Annotated in this window: 20 protein-coding genes and 1 tRNA gene; 6 read left to right on the top strand and 15 right to left on the bottom strand. The window is 53.2% G+C overall.

The annotated features are described in order from the left end of the window. Positions 1 to 29 precede the first annotated feature (29 nt). Entirely contained in the window at positions 30 to 833 is an 804-nt protein-coding gene (locus O0S10_RS00320) for an FkbM family methyltransferase (protein ID WP_268923889.1), read from the top strand. A gap of 88 nt (positions 834 to 921) precedes the next feature. On the opposite strand, the gene O0S10_RS00315 is transcribed toward O0S10_RS00320, so the two are convergent. After that, positions 922 to 1,101: transfer RNA gene (locus O0S10_RS00315), tRNA-Trp, on the bottom strand. A 223-nt stretch (positions 1,102 to 1,324) separates the two neighbouring features. On the opposite strand from O0S10_RS00315, the gene O0S10_RS00310 reads away from it, so the two are divergent. Beyond that, positions 1,325 to 2,047: a sugar phosphate isomerase/epimerase family protein gene (locus O0S10_RS00310; protein ID WP_268923888.1), complete on the top strand. Its 723-nt coding sequence runs from the start codon at positions 1,325 to 1,327 to the stop codon at positions 2,045 to 2,047. A 2-nt stretch (positions 2,048 to 2,049) separates the two neighbouring features. Then, the gene (locus O0S10_RS00305) at positions 2,050 to 2,799 is read left to right on the top strand and encodes a hypothetical protein (protein ID WP_268923887.1); all 750 of its coding nucleotides are present in this window, start codon (positions 2,050 to 2,052) and stop codon (positions 2,797 to 2,799) included. Positions 2,800 to 2,807: 8 nt separating this feature from the next. On the opposite strand, the gene O0S10_RS00300 is transcribed toward O0S10_RS00305, so the two are convergent. From O0S10_RS00300 to O0S10_RS00240, 13 genes are all read right to left on the bottom strand, one after another. Beyond that, a complete protein-coding gene (locus tag O0S10_RS00300; RefSeq protein ID WP_268923886.1) occupies positions 2,808 to 3,800 on the bottom strand; it encodes a replication factor C small subunit in 993 nt (330 codons plus the stop codon). Then, entirely contained in the window at positions 3,787 to 4,527 is a 741-nt protein-coding gene (locus O0S10_RS00295) for a 4-phosphopantoate--beta-alanine ligase (protein WP_268923885.1), read from the bottom strand. Before O0S10_RS00295 ends, O0S10_RS00300 begins: the two co-directional genes overlap by 14 nt. Position 4,528: 1 nt before the next feature. Beyond that, on the bottom strand, positions 4,529 to 5,380 hold the full coding sequence (locus tag O0S10_RS00290) for a GHMP family kinase ATP-binding protein (RefSeq protein ID WP_268923884.1): 852 nt from the start codon (positions 5,378 to 5,380) through the stop codon (positions 4,529 to 4,531). Further along, the gene (gene coaBC / locus O0S10_RS00285) at positions 5,362 to 6,507 is read right to left on the bottom strand and encodes a bifunctional phosphopantothenoylcysteine decarboxylase/phosphopantothenate--cysteine ligase CoaBC (protein ID WP_268923883.1); all 1,146 of its coding nucleotides are present in this window, start codon (positions 6,505 to 6,507) and stop codon (positions 5,362 to 5,364) included. Before coaBC ends, O0S10_RS00290 begins: the two co-directional genes overlap by 19 nt. Beyond that, the gene (locus tag O0S10_RS00280; protein ID WP_268923882.1) at positions 6,504 to 7,373 is read right to left on the bottom strand and encodes a class I SAM-dependent methyltransferase; all 870 of its coding nucleotides are present in this window, start codon (positions 7,371 to 7,373) and stop codon (positions 6,504 to 6,506) included. Before O0S10_RS00280 ends, coaBC begins: the two co-directional genes overlap by 4 nt. Then, positions 7,324 to 8,418 carry a 60S ribosomal export protein NMD3 gene (locus O0S10_RS00275; RefSeq protein ID WP_268923881.1) on the bottom strand — a complete coding sequence of 365 codons (1,095 nt, stop codon included), beginning with the start codon at positions 8,416 to 8,418 and terminating at the stop codon, positions 7,324 to 7,326. Before O0S10_RS00275 ends, O0S10_RS00280 begins: the two co-directional genes overlap by 50 nt. A 2-nt stretch (positions 8,419 to 8,420) precedes the next feature. Further along, positions 8,421 to 8,714, bottom strand: a complete 294-nt coding sequence (locus O0S10_RS00270) for a DUF424 domain-containing protein (RefSeq protein ID WP_268923880.1) — start codon at positions 8,712 to 8,714, stop codon at positions 8,421 to 8,423. A 379-nt stretch (positions 8,715 to 9,093) separates the two neighbouring features. Beyond that, positions 9,094 to 9,618, bottom strand: a complete 525-nt coding sequence (locus O0S10_RS00265; protein WP_268923879.1) for a hypothetical protein — start codon at positions 9,616 to 9,618, stop codon at positions 9,094 to 9,096. 278 nt (positions 9,619 to 9,896) lie between these two features. Then, positions 9,897 to 11,090: a threonine ammonia-lyase gene (gene ilvA / locus O0S10_RS00260; RefSeq protein ID WP_268923878.1), complete on the bottom strand. Its 1,194-nt coding sequence runs from the start codon at positions 11,088 to 11,090 to the stop codon at positions 9,897 to 9,899. Positions 11,091 to 11,199: 109 nt separating this feature from the next. Further along, positions 11,200 to 12,381: a DUF373 family protein gene (locus O0S10_RS00255; protein ID WP_268923877.1), complete on the bottom strand. Its 1,182-nt coding sequence runs from the start codon at positions 12,379 to 12,381 to the stop codon at positions 11,200 to 11,202. Between the two features lie 254 nt (positions 12,382 to 12,635). Next, the gene (locus O0S10_RS00250) at positions 12,636 to 13,517 is read right to left on the bottom strand and encodes a coiled-coil protein (RefSeq protein ID WP_268923876.1); all 882 of its coding nucleotides are present in this window, start codon (positions 13,515 to 13,517) and stop codon (positions 12,636 to 12,638) included. A 487-nt stretch (positions 13,518 to 14,004) separates the two neighbouring features. Further along, complete coding sequence (ftsZ, locus tag O0S10_RS00245; RefSeq protein WP_268923875.1) at positions 14,005 to 15,168, bottom strand: cell division protein FtsZ; 1,164 nt, start codon at positions 15,166 to 15,168, stop codon at positions 14,005 to 14,007. Positions 15,169 to 15,194: 26 nt separating this feature from the next. After that, positions 15,195 to 15,380 (bottom strand): ribbon-helix-helix domain-containing protein, encoded by a 186-nt coding sequence (locus tag O0S10_RS00240; protein WP_268922435.1) that lies wholly within the window; start codon positions 15,378 to 15,380, stop codon positions 15,195 to 15,197. 215 nt (positions 15,381 to 15,595) lie between these two features. Here O0S10_RS00240 and O0S10_RS00235 point away from each other — a divergent pair, with 215 nt between their 5' ends. The 3 genes from O0S10_RS00235 (at position 15,596) to O0S10_RS00225 (ending at position 18,187) form a co-directional block, all read left to right on the top strand. After that, positions 15,596 to 16,606: a pyridoxal phosphate-dependent aminotransferase gene (locus O0S10_RS00235; protein ID WP_268923874.1), complete on the top strand. Its 1,011-nt coding sequence runs from the start codon at positions 15,596 to 15,598 to the stop codon at positions 16,604 to 16,606. After that, the gene (locus O0S10_RS00230; RefSeq protein WP_268923873.1) at positions 16,594 to 17,199 is read left to right on the top strand and encodes an NTP transferase domain-containing protein; all 606 of its coding nucleotides are present in this window, start codon (positions 16,594 to 16,596) and stop codon (positions 17,197 to 17,199) included. The genes O0S10_RS00235 and O0S10_RS00230 overlap by 13 nt, the downstream gene beginning before the upstream one ends. 307 nt (positions 17,200 to 17,506) lie before the next feature. Next, positions 17,507 to 18,187: a 2,5-diamino-6-(ribosylamino)-4(3H)-pyrimidinone 5'-phosphate reductase gene (locus O0S10_RS00225; RefSeq protein ID WP_268923872.1), complete on the top strand. Its 681-nt coding sequence runs from the start codon at positions 17,507 to 17,509 to the stop codon at positions 18,185 to 18,187. A 21-nt stretch (positions 18,188 to 18,208) separates the two neighbouring features. On the opposite strand, the gene O0S10_RS00220 is transcribed toward O0S10_RS00225, so the two are convergent. After that, positions 18,209 to 18,688 (bottom strand): hypothetical protein, encoded by a 480-nt coding sequence (locus O0S10_RS00220; protein WP_268923871.1) that lies wholly within the window; start codon positions 18,686 to 18,688, stop codon positions 18,209 to 18,211. Between the last annotated feature and the right edge of the window lie 20 nt (positions 18,689 to 18,708).

Genomic DNA, 18,708 nt, shown 5'->3' with positions numbered 1-18,708 from the left:
CAAATACCTCAACATCAAGAAACATAAACATGAATATCATGGGGTTTTCGGGTAAAACTCTCCGGCTCACCGCAGTGCTTGCCCTTATCTGCATTGCAGCAACACTTTCCGCCGGATGTATCGGCGTCGCCAACCCGACGCCGAACCAAGCCATGGTCCGGGAAAATCTGATATTTCTGGACCCGGACTACGTGGACGCAAACTTCATCTGGATTCTGCTCCTCGATCCGAACAGTTTTGACCGTGAACTGGTAAACGCCGTGAACGGCTGGCTGACTCCCGCCAATCCGGTAATTGAACTGGGTGCGGGAGTGGGAATGCTTTCCACCTACATCAATGACCGGCTTGCCATCCCCGCCCAGCAGGTCTCGGTAGAGCCGAATCCGTATCTCCTGCCGTCACTGGAAAAAACAAAATCCTACAACCTTGCAGGGTACACCATTGTGCCAAAAGCGGTGGCATATGGAACACAGAACGTCACCATATCAACCAGTTCCGACATTATGGATAACCGCATCACCCAAAGCTCGGCATTTGTGGAGACCACAACCGTCCCCGCAACAACCGTCCGGCAGATCGCCTCCAATGCAAACTTTGCCGGAAATATTACGCTTGTGATGAACATCATCGGCAGCGAGTTTGATGTGGTGTTAAACGAGGCGGAATTTTTGAAAAATAACGTCTCCACTATCATCTCAGCCGTATACACCTCCGGAAAGAATACACCCGACAGTTTTGCGGAACGTCTGGGATGGCTCGGGTTTACGGAAATGAGCCGGGTAGAGGATATTGACGGCGGATATACCGTAATGGTCTTTGAAAAGACCGCATAAACCACCCCATACTTTTTTGGAAACCACAAAGACGGATGATACCCATCCGGAAAAAAACACTACAAACAAAAACGAATCTTTCAAAACGTGGGGTCGGTGAGATTTGAACTCACGATCGACGGGTCTCTCCGACAAGCGAACATGGTGGAGAACAGATACCTGCATCAGCGCTCCAACGGGTCATCATCTATCAATCAGTAGACCCGATAGTTCATCATACGCTAAGACCGCTGGAGCCCGTCGCCATTCCGGACTAGGCCACGACCCCGCATGTTTTGCGTAAGTAATGTTTGTTTCCATTCATTTAAGGATTGTGTTTTCCGGGCGTTGCTCGAAAAGTCTGGATAGACCCTGACGTTCGAAACAGGAATTATTTTTTGTTCAGAAAAAATTCATGCTGAAGACGCATGTCAGGCACTGAGAACAAAACCGGAAACGTCCAAAATCCCGCAATCCTTATTTCTGCCCAAAACAACACAAACTATTAGAGTATGTACGCAATATCCACCCACTGTCTCCACGCCGAACCGCTCGCCTCAGCCCTCGACAAGCTCGCTCCCCATACAGAACACGTCGAGATCATGAGCGACGGGCCGCATCTGTTAACCGATACCAAACTCCTCGAATCCTACAGTTTCACGTACAGCATCCATGCTCCTTCCCGCGGCGTCAACATCGCATCAGTCTTAGAACCCATCCGCCGCGCTTCCGTGGAGGTTATCGCCGACACCTTCGCCCTCGCCGCCGAAGTTAACGCCCCCGTCGTCGTGCACCCGGGATACTTTGCCTGGGAGTACGAATATGATCTTGCCGAACAGCACCTTCGTGCCTCTCTTGCCCAGATTCGTGCGGAATCCATACAGTACGGCGTTACCTACTACATCGAAAACATGGGCAACTGGGGATACTTCTTCCTCAAAGAACCGAACGACCTCCCGCTGTTGGACGGTGCACTCTTCTGCCTTGATGTCGGGCACGCAAACGAGTGCGGCAATCTCGACGCATTCCTGCCCGCACCCTTCGCCCATGTTCACCTGCACGACAACAACGGCAAACACGACAGCCACGAGGCGATCGGGAAAGGGAACATTGACTTCGACAAAGTGATGAGGCGTGTCCGCGAAAACAATATCAAAACGCCCGTAATCGAGGTCGAGTCCTTTGATGGCGCAATAGAAACGCTCGATATCCTCACGAAACGGTACGGAGCATAAACGTGAAACGCCTGACATGGGAACAGCGGCTCATCATCGCCCTGATCTGTGCCTCGGTTGTCATTTACGCGATTAAATTTCTCGTGTTCGGCGACAACGGGGAAAGTAACACGCTTTCCTATATCTTCAACAGTCTCGGTTTTCTGCCGATAAACATTCTGATTGTCACCCTCATCATCAACCGGCTGCTTGCCATGCGGGCAAAACGGGAACAGCAGGAAAAGATGAAGATGGTCGTCGGCCTTTTCTTTTCCGAGATGGGCGCGCGTCTGATGCGGCTCATCGTCGCGTCCGACCCGGATGCAGCGGAGATCCGAACCATTCTCACGGTGCACAAAACCTGGACGAAAGCGGAGTTCGCCAAAGCACAGGAACAGCTTTCGGCTTGCAGATTTATTGCATCCCCATCCGCAGAGGATCTCGCCAAAATGCATGAACTGCTTGAGAGGCACCATGAGTTCCTGCTCAGGCTTATCGAAAATCCGGTACTGATGGATCAGAACTCCATCTCAAAACTTTTGCAGGACCTCTTTCATCTCGGTGAAGAACTGGCCAGCCGCAAGGATATTGCGACACTCCCCGCAACCGATATTGCCCATCTGGGAGGAGATGTGAACCGCGTGTACCGCCAGATTACTCTGGTCTGGCTGGATCATATGCAGTACCTGGCGGAAAACTATCCGTATCTGTTGTCGCTGTCGATTCGCAAGAGTCCGTTCAATGCCCACTGCGACGTGGTGGTGCGGGAGTAACAAAAAAATCAGGAACGCGTCAACTCTTCGCAAAGCCGGGAAACAAACGCGTTCATCTGTAAATATTCACTGGAACCGGCACGAATCGCGAGATCGGCATCCGAAAACAGCAGCGCTGCATCAGGCGTCAGATCAGAACGAAGCTCCTCGCGGAGAAGACCAAGGACAGCGGGGCCGGAAAGTCCGTACTCGATCATCAGGTTTTCTGCTATCTTTCGTGCTCCCTCCTCATCCCCGCGCCGACATGCGGCAACCGCAGCACAGGCCAGAGCGCCGGTCTCCGTCTCGGACAGCCCGGCAAGATCGGTGACACCGTGCAGTGCCATCAGTTCCAGCCAGACCAGGGCGCGGCGGAGGTCGCCGTCCGCGCCGAGGATCAGCATCTCCAGATTTTCCTCGGAGACTGCACCCGGCACACCTTCGAGGGCCAGAATCTCCAGCAGTTGTTTGCGCATCAGGTCGCGGTCGATGGGGAGGAAATAGAGCGGAACACAGCGGGATCGGATCGGATCGATGATGGAACTCATGGAATTTGCCACAAAGATGAACCGGCAGGTGCGGCTGTACTGTTCCATGATCCGGCGCAGAGCCGCCTGGGCATCCTTCGGAAGATCGCCCGCACCGTCAAAGATGATCAGCCGGAACTCGGAGGACAGGGGTTTGAGCGAGGCATGCCATTTTACGATGTACTTAAAGTTCGCAAGAACCGATTTGTCCTTCTGATACAGAGCGGCAAAGCGATCGTTTTCGGCAAAGTAGGCGTGTCCCTGGGAAAACATGACCGAAACCGGAAGAACCGTGGTGTTCTCTGCAGCGGATTCGGGGTAAAATTCCCGTGAGAATGCTTCAAGGCTTGCGGATTTTCCGCAGCCGGATCTGCCGATGACCATGAGGTGCGGGAGGTTAGCGCTTTTTGCGTAGGACCTCAGCTGGCGGACGGACGGTTCCTGCCCGAGGACTTCGTCAAAGGTTTTCGGACGGTATTTTTCAATCCAGAGCATGGGTCAGAGTCTCCGAAATGGCGTCAACTGCTCCTTTAAGGAAGTACTTTCCATCAAAGGATGCAGGCATCTCCGGTTTTTCTCCCGCAGCTCTGAGTCTTCTGCACTCTGCGGCGATATTCGGGAGAGCACGGGTGACTTCGTCGATGATCGGGATAGTGGCGGTCTTGGAGGTGCGGTCAAGGGGATTGAGATCAACGGTGATGACGATCTTTCCCATACCGACCAGCGCTTCGCAGCGGTCGCCGTCCTCCAGAGGAACGAGGACGACATCAGCCGAGCCGATGCCGTCCGGGCGGCAGAGACCGCGGTCGTGCGGGAGCGGGACGCATCGTTCGACCGGGCCGGTCGAGACGGTGACGCCTGCTTCTGCGAGGACGGCGGTTACTTTTTCGATACGTTCTTCAGTGCGGTGGAAAAGGTTGACTTCGACTTCGCAGTCTGCGGCGTTCTGGAGATCGGCGATCTCCGCTGCGGCAAGGGCTGCGGTGTTACCGTTGATGGAAAGCACCGGATGGTTTGCGGCAAGGAGAACACGGGCTGCAAGTTTTTCTGCTTCAAGTGCTGCTGCGGGAGTTTTCTCTCCGATCAGGTAGTCGAAGGCTTCGCCGCGACCGTGGGAGGTGAGACCTTCCATGGAGACAACGCCTGCAAGGGCGTAGTCTGCAAGCTGTTTCCGGGTGACAAGCGATTTGTATCTTGGATGACTTTTGGGAATATCTGACATGTTACATCTCCATGAGGGTCGGGCCGTGCGGGCAGAGCTTCAGGGGTATGGCTCGCCCGAATCCGGCGAGGATTTCATGGGCGTCTCTGCCTGTGGCAAAGACGCCGCAGCCGAGCATGGTCATACTCGCGGGGATTCCTGCGTCGTCACAGGCAGCGAGGACGGGGCGGATTTCCCGCGGGATAAGACCGCTTGCTTCGGCAAATTCCCGGGAGTTCTGCATAAACTCGGTGAGGTTTGCGGGGGTACGATCCGGGAACGCAGCAGAGACTTTCCTCATCTGTTCGGGAGAACTGATGATATCGGGAGTGAATATGGAACCGAAGGTAACGGTACAAAGGTCAGCGTCCGGGAACATGCGCGTTGCAACGCCGGTGATGCCGGGGGCGGTACGGACGGCGAGTCCGCCGCCCGCAGCCGCAGCAACGTCGCCGAGACCGGTGTTATGAGAGACCTCAAGCATATGGGCGCGTTCGGCGATGCCGCACTCGGTGAGGCCGAGGTCAAAAACGGCGTTTGCGGCAGTGAGGGTGGCGAGAATTGCAGCGGCACTCATACCGAATCCTGCACCGATGGGGAGATCCGCAACCGTTTCGACAGCGGCAGAGATGCCGAAAGAACCGAGGAGTTCCTCAATAAGACCGGATCCGTAGCGAATCAGGGGATCGCCGGTGGGCAGGTGGTCGGTGATAACAACCGAGATGCGATCCGCGGGCCGGACGGTGGCGGTGACGCCGCGGTTGATGACCAGACCAGCGCCGCAGCTTCCGGTGGTGCGGGGAGTGTCACCGTCAATTCTCTGGAAGTATCCGGAGATGTGACCCGGGGCAAATGCTACAGCAGTTCGTTCCATAGTTCTCGTGCGATTTCGGATTTTGTTCCTGATATGGTTCTACTGCCGGATTTTTTCATGAGCAGGTAAACACCCGCGTCCGCGCCCATGACAGCCGGACGGTTTGCGGCGACAAGGACGATGTCATCTTCCTGAAGAAGTTTTTCTGCCTCGGTTTCGGCGTTTTCGCCGAGTTTGAATGCGACGATTTTGATTCCTTTGCCGAAGAGGCGGGTGATGAGTTTCGGCAGAGGATGGAGGGAGATGGTGCAGGGACTGCCGCTTGGAATTTTTCCGGACGTTCGTTCGGGTGCGAAGTCGGAGATTGCAGCGGCGCTGAGGTAGATGTCGGGCGCATGTTCTTCCACTTCCCGCAGGACGGTATCGTGCATATCAGCGGAGGAACTGATGCTGATGTTTCGGACGCACGGAACTGCTCCGTGCACAGCGGTGTTGGAAACGACAGTGACGTCTGCGCCGAGCCGGAACGCTTCCAGAGCAAGTGCCCGTCCCATTGTGCCGCTGGATCGCGTGGTAAGTATTCTGACGTCGTCAAGTTCTTCACGGCAGGAACCGCTGGTAATGAGGACACGACGGCCTGACAGGGGCTGTGCGGAGAGGGCACGTTCGGCGTAGAGGCAGATTTCTTCGATTCCGGCAATCTTTGCTTTCTCTTCCTCCATCCGCGGCGGTACTACGGTAATATTCATGGATCGGAGGGTTTCGAGGTTTTTGATGACCGCCGGGTGGCGGTACATGGATTCATGCATGGCAGGGACAAGGACAACCGGCATTCCCCGACCGATTGCGGTGGTGGCAAAAGTAGTGACGATGGTGTCATCGATGCCGCAGGCGATTTTGCCGATGGTGTTGGCGGTGGCGGGGGCGATGAGAAGGAGATCGGCTCTGCCGCCTTCGCCGCAGTAGAGGACATGTTCGACCATGCCGGTTATTTTCGTGAGGGCGGGTTCTGCGCAGGCGTAGGTGAGGGCATCGGGGTGGATGATGCCGCAGGCTGCCGGAGTGAGGATTCCGGTGACTGCGGCACCGCGGCGCCGCAGCTCATGGGCGAGTTTGATCGTCTCAACGGCGGCGATGCTGCCCGTGACAGCAAGTATGATGCGTTTGTGTTCGAGTGTCCGATTCATCTGAGTTCTATGTCCCATACGCAGTGCCAGGTGCGGCTTGCATATTTCTTTACTTTATGTTCGCTGAGAGAATACCTAAAACCTGCTCCTTGTAAGGTGTCTTCAATGTCTCTGGTGCGGTCGCCGATACCGTGGACATGGAGGACGGTGCCGGGTTCTGCGTGAGCGAGAGCGGCTGTAAGGAAGTCAGGAGAGTCGAAGTGGCCCATGAGGATGCGGTTGTAGGTTCCGGTAAGATGCGTGCGGCAGTCGCCGCACACAATGGCGATTTTGTCCGCAACTCCGTTTATTTCTGAGTTTTTTCGCAGATATGCGCAGGAATCCGGGTTGATTTCCATGGCGTGGACATGTGCGCCGGCAAGTGCTGCAGAGAGGGTGAAGTAGCCGATGCCGGCGAACATGTCGGCGATCTGTTCGCCAGGACGGATCAGGTTTCTGATCCGTTGTTTTTCAAGTCGGTTGCCCTGCGAAAACATGACTTTCGTCGGGTTGAGGGTGTAGGTGATGCCGGTTTCGCGGAAGGTGACGTCGTGGGGAACTCCGTAGAGAACAGTGACGTCAGGCAGACGCATAACGCCGTCATGATGGTTAAGCAAGAGGATGCAGGACGGGTGTTCCCAGTCGATGAGATTTTGGAGCTGGTCATCGGTCGGGGCTGTGCTGTGGAGGAGGAGGGTGTCACCGAGCCGCTGGTAACCGGGGCCGGTGTAGGGTTGTCGTTCGGGGAGATCGAGGTCGTACGGGAAGCCTGTCCGGACGGGGATGTAGGCATACCCGTTGCGGCAATAGGGTCTGCGGGCCGGGTCAACCCAGGATTCAGATATGCATTCCTGCAACTGGTTCTTCGGGATCCTGCGGACTTTCATCGGTTTTGCCTGCGGCGATGAGGGTGTCGTGGTCACGGACGATGAGGATGGTGTCGCCTGCGTCTGCTTCTATCCATGCGTAGTCGGGAATTTCGCGGACTTCCTGGGTTGCGGGGTCGAGGATGCCGAGGATGCCGGCGTCGCGATAGACGATTGCGGCAGGCTCTGCGGTATGGATGTTTGCGATGAAGACATCGCTGTCTTCTTCGCGGAAGTTGCGGGACTGACCGGTTGCGAGGTCATGGACGAAGAGCATGTCTTTGGTCTGGCGGAGAATGCGGAAGTAGCCGCGGCCGTGTCTGATGATGTCGCCGCGGGAGAAGCGGGGGAGACGGATGGAATAGGTAACGCGGTAGAGTTTGATGCCTGCTTTTTCACCGACAAGTTTGGGGTGGGTGGTAAAAGACCCGCCGAGTGCTCCGCAGATATCGTGGGAGATTGCGCTGCCGATGGTCTGGGAACTGAAGATGATGTCGATGCCGTCTTTTTGTTCGTCGATGTCGGAGACAAACGAGAGCCGGTCACCTGCGGTCTGGAGCTGGTCTTCTATCTGGTAGGCGATTTCTGCGGCGCGGCGGAGTTCGAAGGATGTGGGTTTTCTGCCGGTTGCACGTACCTGGATGACTCCTTCGTAGTAGCTGCCGGAGATGCGGCAGCAGCGGTCGCACTGTTCGCGCGCCCAGACGATTTTGACTTTCTGGGTGGTTTCGAGCGGGACGCCGTAGAGGGTACCGGAGACGAAGACGGTTGCAATGGAGCGGTTGACGCTGATGTCAACGATATGGATGTCTTTTTGGATGTTCTGGACGTCTTTGTGGATGGATATTGCGGAGTTGACGAGGGTTTCGGCGAGTTCCTCGCGTTCGATCTGGCAGTCACTCCAGATGCCGGCGGTTTTGGTGGAACCGCAGCTGGGACAGCAGATGCATTCAACGCGGGGCTGTATGGTGATCCAGACGGTGTCTTTGACGCGGCAGTTTCCGCAGAGTTCACCGTTAACGCTTGGAGCGCCGCATTTGGGGCAGAAGCCTGAGGTGAGTGTCATGGTCAGAGTCCGTAAATCTGCGCGTGGGGAATGTCGCCGATCATGATGCAGGATTCTTTGTCGATGAGTCCTGCGGCAATGGCGAGGTCACAGACGCGTTTACCGATGATATTGGCGTTGACTGAGGCGGTGAGGGCAGCAAGGACTTCGGTTTCATTTGCGAGGACGTTGCCGTAGAAGCCGGGGTCAACAATGATGTCGCAGGTGGGGCAGGTGAGGGTGGTATTGAGAAGTTCGCGGTCACAGACGGCGAGGATTTCACCCTGACCGGGGATATTGTGTATTTTAAGATACATTTGCAAGAGTAGTATTGGATGCAGGGGTTTTTACATCTTCTCACAATTCCGGCTTTGTTCCAAAAGTCCGGACAGACTCTGGCATTCGAAGCAGGAGGTATTTCCCGAACAAATACATGATTTCTGTTTTCGGGAATCTTTGGCACGTGGTTGTCCGCGTGAGGCGTCTCATGAGGTCTTCACTTCACGTCAAGCATCTCCGTGTGCGGTTACTCCAAACGAAAGTCCGCGAGATCTTCCACGTTCTGAGACGCCTCACGTGTACAGTACGCGGGCAACCACACGCCCAACTATCCGCAGACAAGAACTATTGAACCAAGTCAGGCATCATAAACATGTTTAGACTTTTAGAGCAAAGTCATGCCGACGAAAAAAAGTATTATTCTTCCGGAGTCTCCTCATCCGTCTCATCGAGAATAATATTCTCCGTCTCAAGCCGGTTGCGGTAGGCGACCAGTGCTGCCGCGTACTCCTCGGACTCGTGGAAACCCTTGAGGAACTCATCGGTTGTCTCACCGGTTGCAACTCCTGCCTCTGCAGCAAGATCGGGGATGATCTCTGCGGCCTGCTCATCCACACTGTTCTGGGAATCGAGGGCAACATCCATAAGGGTATCAATCGCGCTCTGATCCGCGAAGTACTTTCCCATCGACGTACAGTAATTCATCAGAATCTCTGCGGCCTGCTTTTCCTTCTTTAGTTCCTTCAGTGTTTTTTTGGCAGCCTTTGTCTGCTTTGCAAGCTTTTTATGGGAGTCTGCCGCCTTTTTTACGGTTTTTCCCTTCTGTTTATTGTTGCTGCCGTTTGGGCCTTTTCCTTTGGCGGAGGACGCCACAATAACAATTTTTTTCTCGCCGTTTAGTTTAATGACATTATTGTCGCCTTTTGATTTCTCTGAGGCCATGGAAGTACACAACTCCTTGTGTACTACTGCATTGATTTTGTAATGATATTAGTCTTTAGGTGATCTCTGGGCTGATCAAATTTTTTTCAAATAAAATTTGCATATTTTTCACATCATGACGATATTTTTTGTCATTCAATTGATCTTTACCGGCGAAACAGGCTGCCGGTTTTACAATCCGGATGCATTATGCCGGATGTTCTGTCGTCCGGAGACCAAAAAACCGAACCTCGGCAGCCGAGGCGGTTGCACCCGCGCGGGATCCCACGAAAAAAGGATCAGATGAGCTGATAACCGGCATCAGTCAGGGCCGTCTTTATCTCATCAATCTGCTGCTGATCCCGGGTTTCCATACCGATTTTAATGACACAGCTGTTAATGGCCGAGTTTGCCTCCCCGCGATCATGGTGGACGCTGACCACATTGCCGCCCAGGGTTGCGATGATCTCCGAAATATTCTGTAACTGACCCGGCTTATCGATCAGCGGAATCGTCAGGTTCGCAACACGCCCGGACTTCAGAAGACCCCGGGTAATCACCCGGCTCAGAATCGTTACATCAATATTGCCGCCGGAAAGCACGCAGACCACATTCTTTCCTTCCAGCGGCAGTTTATGAAACATAGCAGCAGCAACCGCAACTGCTCCGGCACCCTCTGCGATGAGTTTCTGATGCTCAATAAGTTCAAGAACCGCACTTGCCGCCTCATCATCAGTCACCGTCACAATCTCATCCACATATCTGCTGATGAGATCAAACGTAATATCCCCCGGACATTTCACCGCAATACCATCCGCGAACGTGGAAACCGCAGAAACAGGAATCTTCTGACGCGCATCAAAGGACTGCTTCATAGCGGGAGCACCTTCGGTCTGAACCCCGTACACCTTGCAGTCCGGCCGCAACTGCTTGATGGCAAATGCAATCCCGGCAATCAGCCCGCCGCCGCCAATCGGGACAATCACCGCATCGGTGTTTGGCAGCTGATCCAGAATTTCAAGACCAATCGTTCCCTGACCGGCAATAACATCATCATCATCGAACGGATGGATAAACGTCCGGCCCTCTTTGTGCTGCAGCTCACAGGCACGTGCGTAAGCTTCATCATAGTCACCGTTGACCAGTTCCACCTCAGCACCGTAGGACTTGGTTGCCTCAATCTTTGAGATTGGGGCATTGTCCGGAATACAGATGAGGGAATTAATGCCGTTTTTCGCGGCAGCAAGCGCAACACCCTGCGCATGGTTTCCTGCGGAACATGCAATAACCCCGTGTGCCTTCTCCTCCGGAGAAAGCCGCGAGATCTTATAGTAGGCGCCTCTGACTTTGAACGACCCGGTAACTTGAAGATTTTCCGTTTTCAGGTAAATATATGCATCTTTACTAAGATTTGGTGCATAGATGATATCGGTCTTCCTGATGACAGGTCGGAGAGTATAGGCTGCGTGGTAGATTTTATCAAGGGTGAGCATGTGCAGATATCCCAGTTAGATAGATGTCTCTTTAGAGAAAAGCATTCCTTTTGTACCAGTTACGGCAAACGTGTACAGCCGTTTCTCATTTCAAAAAAAAAAACAAAAATTAATATTTGATCTTCTTATACACCGGAGCACGGCTCTTTTCATCCGTCTCCGCATCCTGCCGCATCTTCCGTTCAATCCAGTCAAGCACATACCGCTGAACCAAAGGCCGGTAATAAATTCCCGTAAACGCTACAATCAGTCCTGCCAGTGTCAGCAGAATAATTGCCACAATTCCCTCAGTTGCATTGAACGGGAACGGCTCAACCGGTGAGATTGACAGGAAATAGATCACCGCGCCGTACATAATCATACCGATTGCCACCACAAAGAACGGCACGACAAACATCCGGGCGAGCGCTTTTCGTTCGTTCTGCACATAATCGGTGATTTTTCCGGCTGCTGCAAGCAGACCTGCGGCCATCATCCAGATGACCGCCCCGTACAGGAACGTCATAATATTGTAGAGCAGTCCCGCATCCCCCGAAACCGGATAATAGGTGATGATACTCATGAGACCGGAAACGACTCCGCAGATGACCAGAATACCGGCAATAATATACGCCACAAACGACATCCGCCCTTTATGGAACGAGTCAACAAAACCGTAATAGATATAGCCGATGTACTCATCGAGATCGAATCCCTTAATCAGCAGATAGACGCCGATGATTCCGATTACTGCCAGCATTGCAGGAATTTCATCGGAAACAAGCGATGCAATCACATACAGAATCATCGCAAGTGCTATCGGCACCAAAACACTGCGGGCAATTTTCGGGTCGTTGAACAGCTTTTTGATGATGTAATATGTTCCTTCAATGTTGGGCAGCTGCTTGATTACCACCCGCACCACGCCTGAAATTTTCAGATGCGACTGGATAATCGGCAGTACAAACTCGTCTTCCGCACCATCCGAGATAAGAATACACTTTTCCACGCCGGTATCAGTCACCACTTTTTCCAAAAGCTCTGCAATCCGGCGATCGCCCTCAAGCATATTCATATGATTACCGCCGATTACTGCGACCTCAACCTCTTCACCTTTTCCAAAGAGGTCGTCATAGGTTTTAATCGCCTGGAAGATTGCATTCGTATCCGAGTCCTCGGGGTCTGCAATGCCGAGCCGTGTTGCTGCGTCCAGACAGGCCTCCCTCCCTACAACAGGACTGATCACTCCTGCTTTATATCCGATATCATCGTCACGATCAACGCTGAGAATCAGAGTCCGTCCGGCAGTCATTCATTATAGTTTTGCGAGTTCTTCGATAATATACCTGTGGGCGTGCCGGGTATCTTTGGAAATACTTTAGTCTTTTTTCCTGGAAACTCTAGGCGGGTTAGCTCTTAGAGGGTGGTTATCCACGTGCTGAGCACGTGAGCTGTCGTGCGGGGTTGAAGACCTCGTGGATTTTTGCCTGAACCACGGAATACACCGTACACGTAACTCATAAAGCCGGTGTACCTCTGCATACAAAACAGAAAAAAATATGGAATTTAGATAAGCTTCGACCGCTGGAGCTTTAACAGATCCTCGGTCGTCAACTTCTCGCCACTCTTGAAAGCATTGAAGATGGTCTCTGCCTCCTTGCGTGCGGACTTGTTCTCCTTGACACTTCTGACCTTCTTCTGCTTCGTGCGCATGCCGGTCAGGACTTTATCATAGTCGCGGAGGTTCTTCTGGCACTCAAGGAATGCCTTGTGCTCTGCATCTGCTGCTTCCTGAGCCTCAACAAACTGCTTGTGCTTTGCATCTGCACCCTCGCGCGACTTATCGGCTTTCCGGTAGCACTCAACCATCAGGTCATGGTGCTTCTGGGCAAGTTCTGCCTTCTCAGTCACATCTGCATGGAGTGCGGATGCCTGTTTGCGGAACTCGCGGGCCTCAATAAGGCGACCGCGAACTTCTTTATTCTGCTCGTGCTCAACTTCCTGCTCTTTGACTTCGGCACGGAGTTGCTTGATCTTGTCAACAAGCTCGCGCTCCTTTTCCGTTGTCATGACCTCAGTCTGCTGTCTCTCTTCAAGAGACTCAATCTGACGGAGGATGTCCTTTACGGATGTCTTCTTCTCATGGCTTGCAGCGGCCGCGCCGGAACCTGCATCGCCCCTGAGTGCGTCAATCTCCTCAAAGAGTGCATTTGCCTTGTCGTTTAACTCATTGCGCTGTTCTTTCAGAGTCTGGACGTCATTGTTGTACTGATCACGAAGTTCCTTGTTCTTCTGTGCATCCTCAACATACTGGCGGGTTGCATTGTTCAACTCGTTTCTCTCGCGTGCAAACTGGCTTGCCTGCGCGTTTAACTCGTTGCGTTTTGCTTTGTGTTCTTCGGACTCTTCAAGGAGTGTTTTTCTCTTTTCGACAAGATCTTCGGTCAACGTTCTTACCTATCCTGAGCAGTCGTCTGTCAGATCAGAGAGGGGAGGGACATACGGAAAAGAACAGGGAATCAAATACAAAACTGCATGAAAAATGACACAAAAACGAATCTGAAATTTCAAGCGAACGAATGGTATTCAACCTCCTGTACTTTCTGCCGTCTGTCTTTCGGGTCTCTGCCCTGCAGATATACGACTTTCCTATAATAAATGGTGCTATACTAATTTAAACATATCGAAAACCGAAGAAAAAACGAAAGACGCGGGTACCACAACCCATTTTCGGGTTGGGGTTTCCAGGGACGGATCTGTATGTACGTGTTATCCAATCCGTCCCTGTGTGAACATATTCTATCGTATTTCGTGTCCTTTCTTTGTATCCTGGGCGGGGTTCGTTCCGGGAGGGTTTAGCGTGTGTATATTTTTTCCCGGAACACCTGTGGTGTAATATATGAAACCTGTGTAACTCTGATGTGGCAGGCCCGACTTACATAATCCAGTCAAAGCTTGAGCCGCTGCGGGCGGTTGCTGCGTTGTTGGAGGACTGGGTTGCTGGTGAGGAAGACTGGAATCCGTAGATGTTTCCTTCCGAACGGGAAGAATTGGTTGCGGTGTTGACTGAGTGACCACCAAGGATCTGCGGGCTCTGGATACCGGTCATGATTGCCATGACAGAAACCTTGCCTTCAAAGTCCTTGCGGACACGTGCACCCCAGATAACATCTGCGTGCGGGTCAAGCTCGTAGGTGAGCTGCTGGGCGATCTCTTCGGCATCATGGAGCGTAAGATCATTACCGCCGGTGATGTGGATCAGGCCGCCGGTTGCGCCTCTGAAGTCGATGTCAAGGAGCGGGTGTGCAAGGCAGTCGCGGATAACGCTCTCTGCTTTGTTCTGCTGCTTGGACTCGCCGACCAGCATGACTGCAAGACCTCCCTTGCTCATAATTGCACGGACATCTGCGTAGTCGATGTTGATTAAGGACGGCTCGGTGATGGTCTCGGAAATTCCTTTGACGGTCTCTGCGATGATCTGGTCCATGACGGAGAATGCCTGGCCGAGCGGGAGGTTCGGGACGAAGTTCTTGAGTCTGTTGTTGTCAAGAACAATCACGGAGTCTGCTGCCTGGCGCATTGCTTCCAGACCATCCTCGGCTTTGAGCATTCTCGCACGCTCAACCTGGAACGGATAGCTGACCATGGCGACGACGATTGCACCATGCTCTTTTGCGATCTGTGCAACGACCGGTGCGGATCCGGTACCGGTTCCTCCGCCCATGCCGGCGGTGACGAAGACAAGGTCTGCATCCTTTAAGATCTCTTCAAGAGTCGGGCGGGCCATCTCGGCTGCGCGACGACCGACGTCGGGAAATCCTCCGGCACCTAAGCCCCGGGTCAGGGATTTTCCGATCAGGACGCGCTTGTCGGCCTGGATCATGTCAAGGTGCTGCTTGTCGGTGTTGATGGCGATCGTTTCCGATCCTGCAACCTTCATGTTGTGGAGACGGTTGATGGTGTTGTTTCCTGCACCACCGCATCCGACGATGACGATTCTTGGCTGTCCAAGCATGTCGTCGTCGTCAACGATGGAGGTCTTCTGCATTCCCTTTTCAAGTTCTGAGTTTTTTAATGCCTCGTTAATGATGCTCTGCATTTTTCACACCCCAATAATTTTTAACTTTAGAGTCGTACGTCGAATGTGGATACCTGTTCACTTTCACGGATAATCCGCTCTGATCTTCCAGCGAGAAACTCTCTTACAGCATATCTGACGGCTTCTGACACGGTGGGAAACTCCCCAGTTTCCACGAGTTTCTCGAGCAGTTCAACCTGCTGCGGCGGTAGGCGGATGGTGATTCTGTCCATTGTAACTCCATTCAGACAATTGTCAGTCATTTGTCCGACATTTGTCTGACGTTTGTAAGACATTCGACTGACGTCCTAATTTGGACAAATCATAATTGAATCTCTTGGTATATATAGATATGGATATGTCGCGGAGCAGATTAAATGAGAAATCCTTCGTTTCTGCACTTTATTTATGTCCGGGGTGTGAATAGTAGGATCAGGAACACGGCATCATGGCAGGACATTTTCCGGAAAAAGCAGTTCACGGGGGAAAAGTGCAGGAACTGCGGCGTATTTTCGGTCATGATTTTCTTGATGTGAGCGCAAGCATGAACCCCTTTGTACCGCAGGTCGGGGCTGACTTTTCCTGCGCGGATTTGTCCATGTATCCGGACGACAGCTATGCCGAGCTGAAGGAAAGTATTGCCCGTGTCTTTTCGCGTACCACCGACGAAATTTGTCTTGGAAACGGGTCTGCGGAACTGATCCGGGTGTACTGTCATACTGTACTTTCCCGGGGTGATACCGCGCAGATCGATCCGCCGACGTTTGCGGAGTATGGTCTTTCCGCAGAGCTTGCAGGGGCTGCAGTGCTGCCGGGAGCGATGCTTGGGGATCGTGTGCCTACGGTCCGGTTTATCTGCAATCCGAACAACCCGACCGGGACGCTTCTTCCCCGCAAGATCATGTTTGCAGAACTTGATCAGTGTTGTGCGGCCGGAACACAGCTGTTTGTGGATGAGGCATTTATGGATCTGTCCTGCCCGGAAGATTCGATCACGGATGTCCGATCCGAAAATCTGTTTGTGATGCGGTCGCTGACAAAGTCATTTGCAGTGCCGGGAATCCGGTTCGGATTCGGGTTCGGACCGCCGGATCTGATCGAAAAGATCGAGACGGCACGAACCCCGTGGACGATCAATGCGTTTGCGGAGTATTATGCAAAACTCGCGTTTGTCCATTATCATGAGCTGCGCGACGCGGCCAAACGAATTGCCGCCGAACGTGAATGGTACTATGCCCGTCTGGATGAACTCGGGCTGTCATACGAACGGTCGTCAGTCAATTATATTCTGATTCATCTGAACCGCAATGCGGCTGCCTTTACCCGTGCGATGATTGATAAAGGAATTTTAGTCCGGGACTGTACGTCGTTCGGCCTTCCGGAGTGTATCCGGGTGTCGGTGGAGACCCGCGAGAGAAACGTCCGGGTTCTGGAGGCAATCTCTGCATGCTTGCACTGATTCTTGCGGGCGGCGAGGGGTCTCGTCTGCGGCTCGGGGAAAAAGCGCTGGTGATGGTGCATGAGCGGCCGATGATTTCCTGGGTGCTGGATGCGTTTGGTGATGCGGACTGTGAACCTGTGGTGGTGACGTCGTATAAGACACCGTTTACACGGAACTGGTGCCGGGCAAACGGGGTTGCGTATCTGGATACAGCAGGGATCGGGTATGTGGAGGATCTGACCGAGGCGGTGGAGGAGTGCGGGGTGGAAGGGCCGCTGTTTACGTCCGCCGCAGATATTCCCTGCCTTACCCGCGACATTATCTGCCGCATTCGTGCGGCACATGCCGCGTCCTGTCTGCCGGCGTGTTCGGCATGGGTGCCGGTCAGCCGGTGCGAGGTATTCGGGATGCAGCCCCGCTATCGTGAGGTGGTCTGTGGAATTCCGGCAACGCCGTGTGCAGTGAATATTCTGACCGGCAGTTTGATTGGATCCGTGCAGGAGGAGTACTGTCTACTGCTGGATGAGCCGGGTCTGGCGTTTAATATCAATACCCGCGAGGAGCTGACGGTGCTGGAACGCGAGTTTGCAGCAGTGCGGAAACGCGGATGAATGATACCACGAAATGAAGTTCTTCGGTTTTTCTGGAAACAGCAGGCGGGTGAGTGGTGAGTGTGGTTTTGTTTGGAGTAACCACGTGCTGAAAATTCCCGAAAACATTTCCGTGTATGGTTACTCCAAGCAAAACCAAAGTCAAAGTTTTTTTTATTCAGATAATTTTTGATCCTGCAATAAAAGACGTTTCAGACTTTTGGATCAAATCCCGGCAATGATTTTCCGGGAAATGTAAGCAGGTAAGAGGGAAGCGTTTTTCCCCAAACCTGCAACGTATATATCCCTCCAATACAAAGGGACATACATGCGTCCCTATGTCATCATCAATGCTGCAATGAGCGCTGACGGGAAAATCTCCACCAAAGAACACCGGCAGACCAAAATCTCCGGCGACCAGGATTTCGCCCGCGTAGACCGTCTGCGGGCCGACTGTGACGCCGTCATGGTCGGCATCGGCACCATTCTTGCCGACGACTCCTCCCTTCGCCTCAAAAACCCTGACCTCATCGCAGAACGCACCGCCGCAGGTAAAACCGAACAGCCCATGCGGGTGGTAATCGACAGCCGGGCACGAATGCCTCCGGACGGGGACATGTTCAAAAAAGGAACCGGACAGCGGGTAATCTTCGTCGCGGAAACCGCACCCCCGGACCGCGTCGCTGCCCTTGCAGAAAAAGCAACCGTCATTTCTGCCGGAACCGACAAAGTCGATCTCACCCTCGTCCTAGACAAACTCGGAGAAATGGGCGTCAAAAAACTCATGGTTGAAGGCGGGGCAACCCTCCTCTGGTCATTCACCAGCCAGAAACTTTTCGACGAAATCCGCATCTACGTAGGGGCATTAATCATCGGCGGCACCGACGCACCAACCTTTGTGGACGGGAGCGGTTTCACCCGTGCCGAAGGCTTCACTCGTCTTGCACTCAAAAACGTTGAAAAGATCGATGACGGCCTGCTGATAACCTGGCACAAAAAAGAAGAATAAAAAAATAATTTTTTCGGGGATTTAGGATCTCTTCTTGTAGGTATACAGATCATCGCTCACAACCACAACCTCACCGGAGTAGTAGTAGGCAACAACCTTCACCCGATCGTCCGTGGACGGTGTGGAAGAACCCTCAAAGACCAGTTCGGATCCGATCTTCGGCTCTTTTCCAAACTGTTGGGTAATGACTTCCTTATCATCTGCACGGTAGAGCGTTACCTCAATCCTGCTGATCTGGTTCGTTCCCTTCCCGCCGGAATAGGTTGCCGTAATCGTCGGCTTGTTCGAGTCACGGCCGATCTGTACCGTCACCGATTTTCCATCCGGAAAAGAATCGGTCGGGCCGGGAGTCAGGCTGAAATCCGAGTTGCCGGACTGTGTCGGCTCAACTGTCGGTGTCGGTGTTGCAGTAGGAGACGGCGTGTCGGGATTGACACAACCCGCCGCAAGCACCAGAGCTGCAAGCAGCAGGACACACGCGGTCACAAGTTTATAGTTCATACAGTAAAGTCGTCTCACCG

Source organism: Methanocorpusculum petauri, from assembly GCF_026891975.1.
Lineage (GTDB): Archaea > Halobacteriota > Methanomicrobia > Methanomicrobiales > Methanocorpusculaceae > Methanocorpusculum > Methanocorpusculum petauri.
This window is presented reverse-complemented; position numbering and strand designations above follow the sequence as displayed.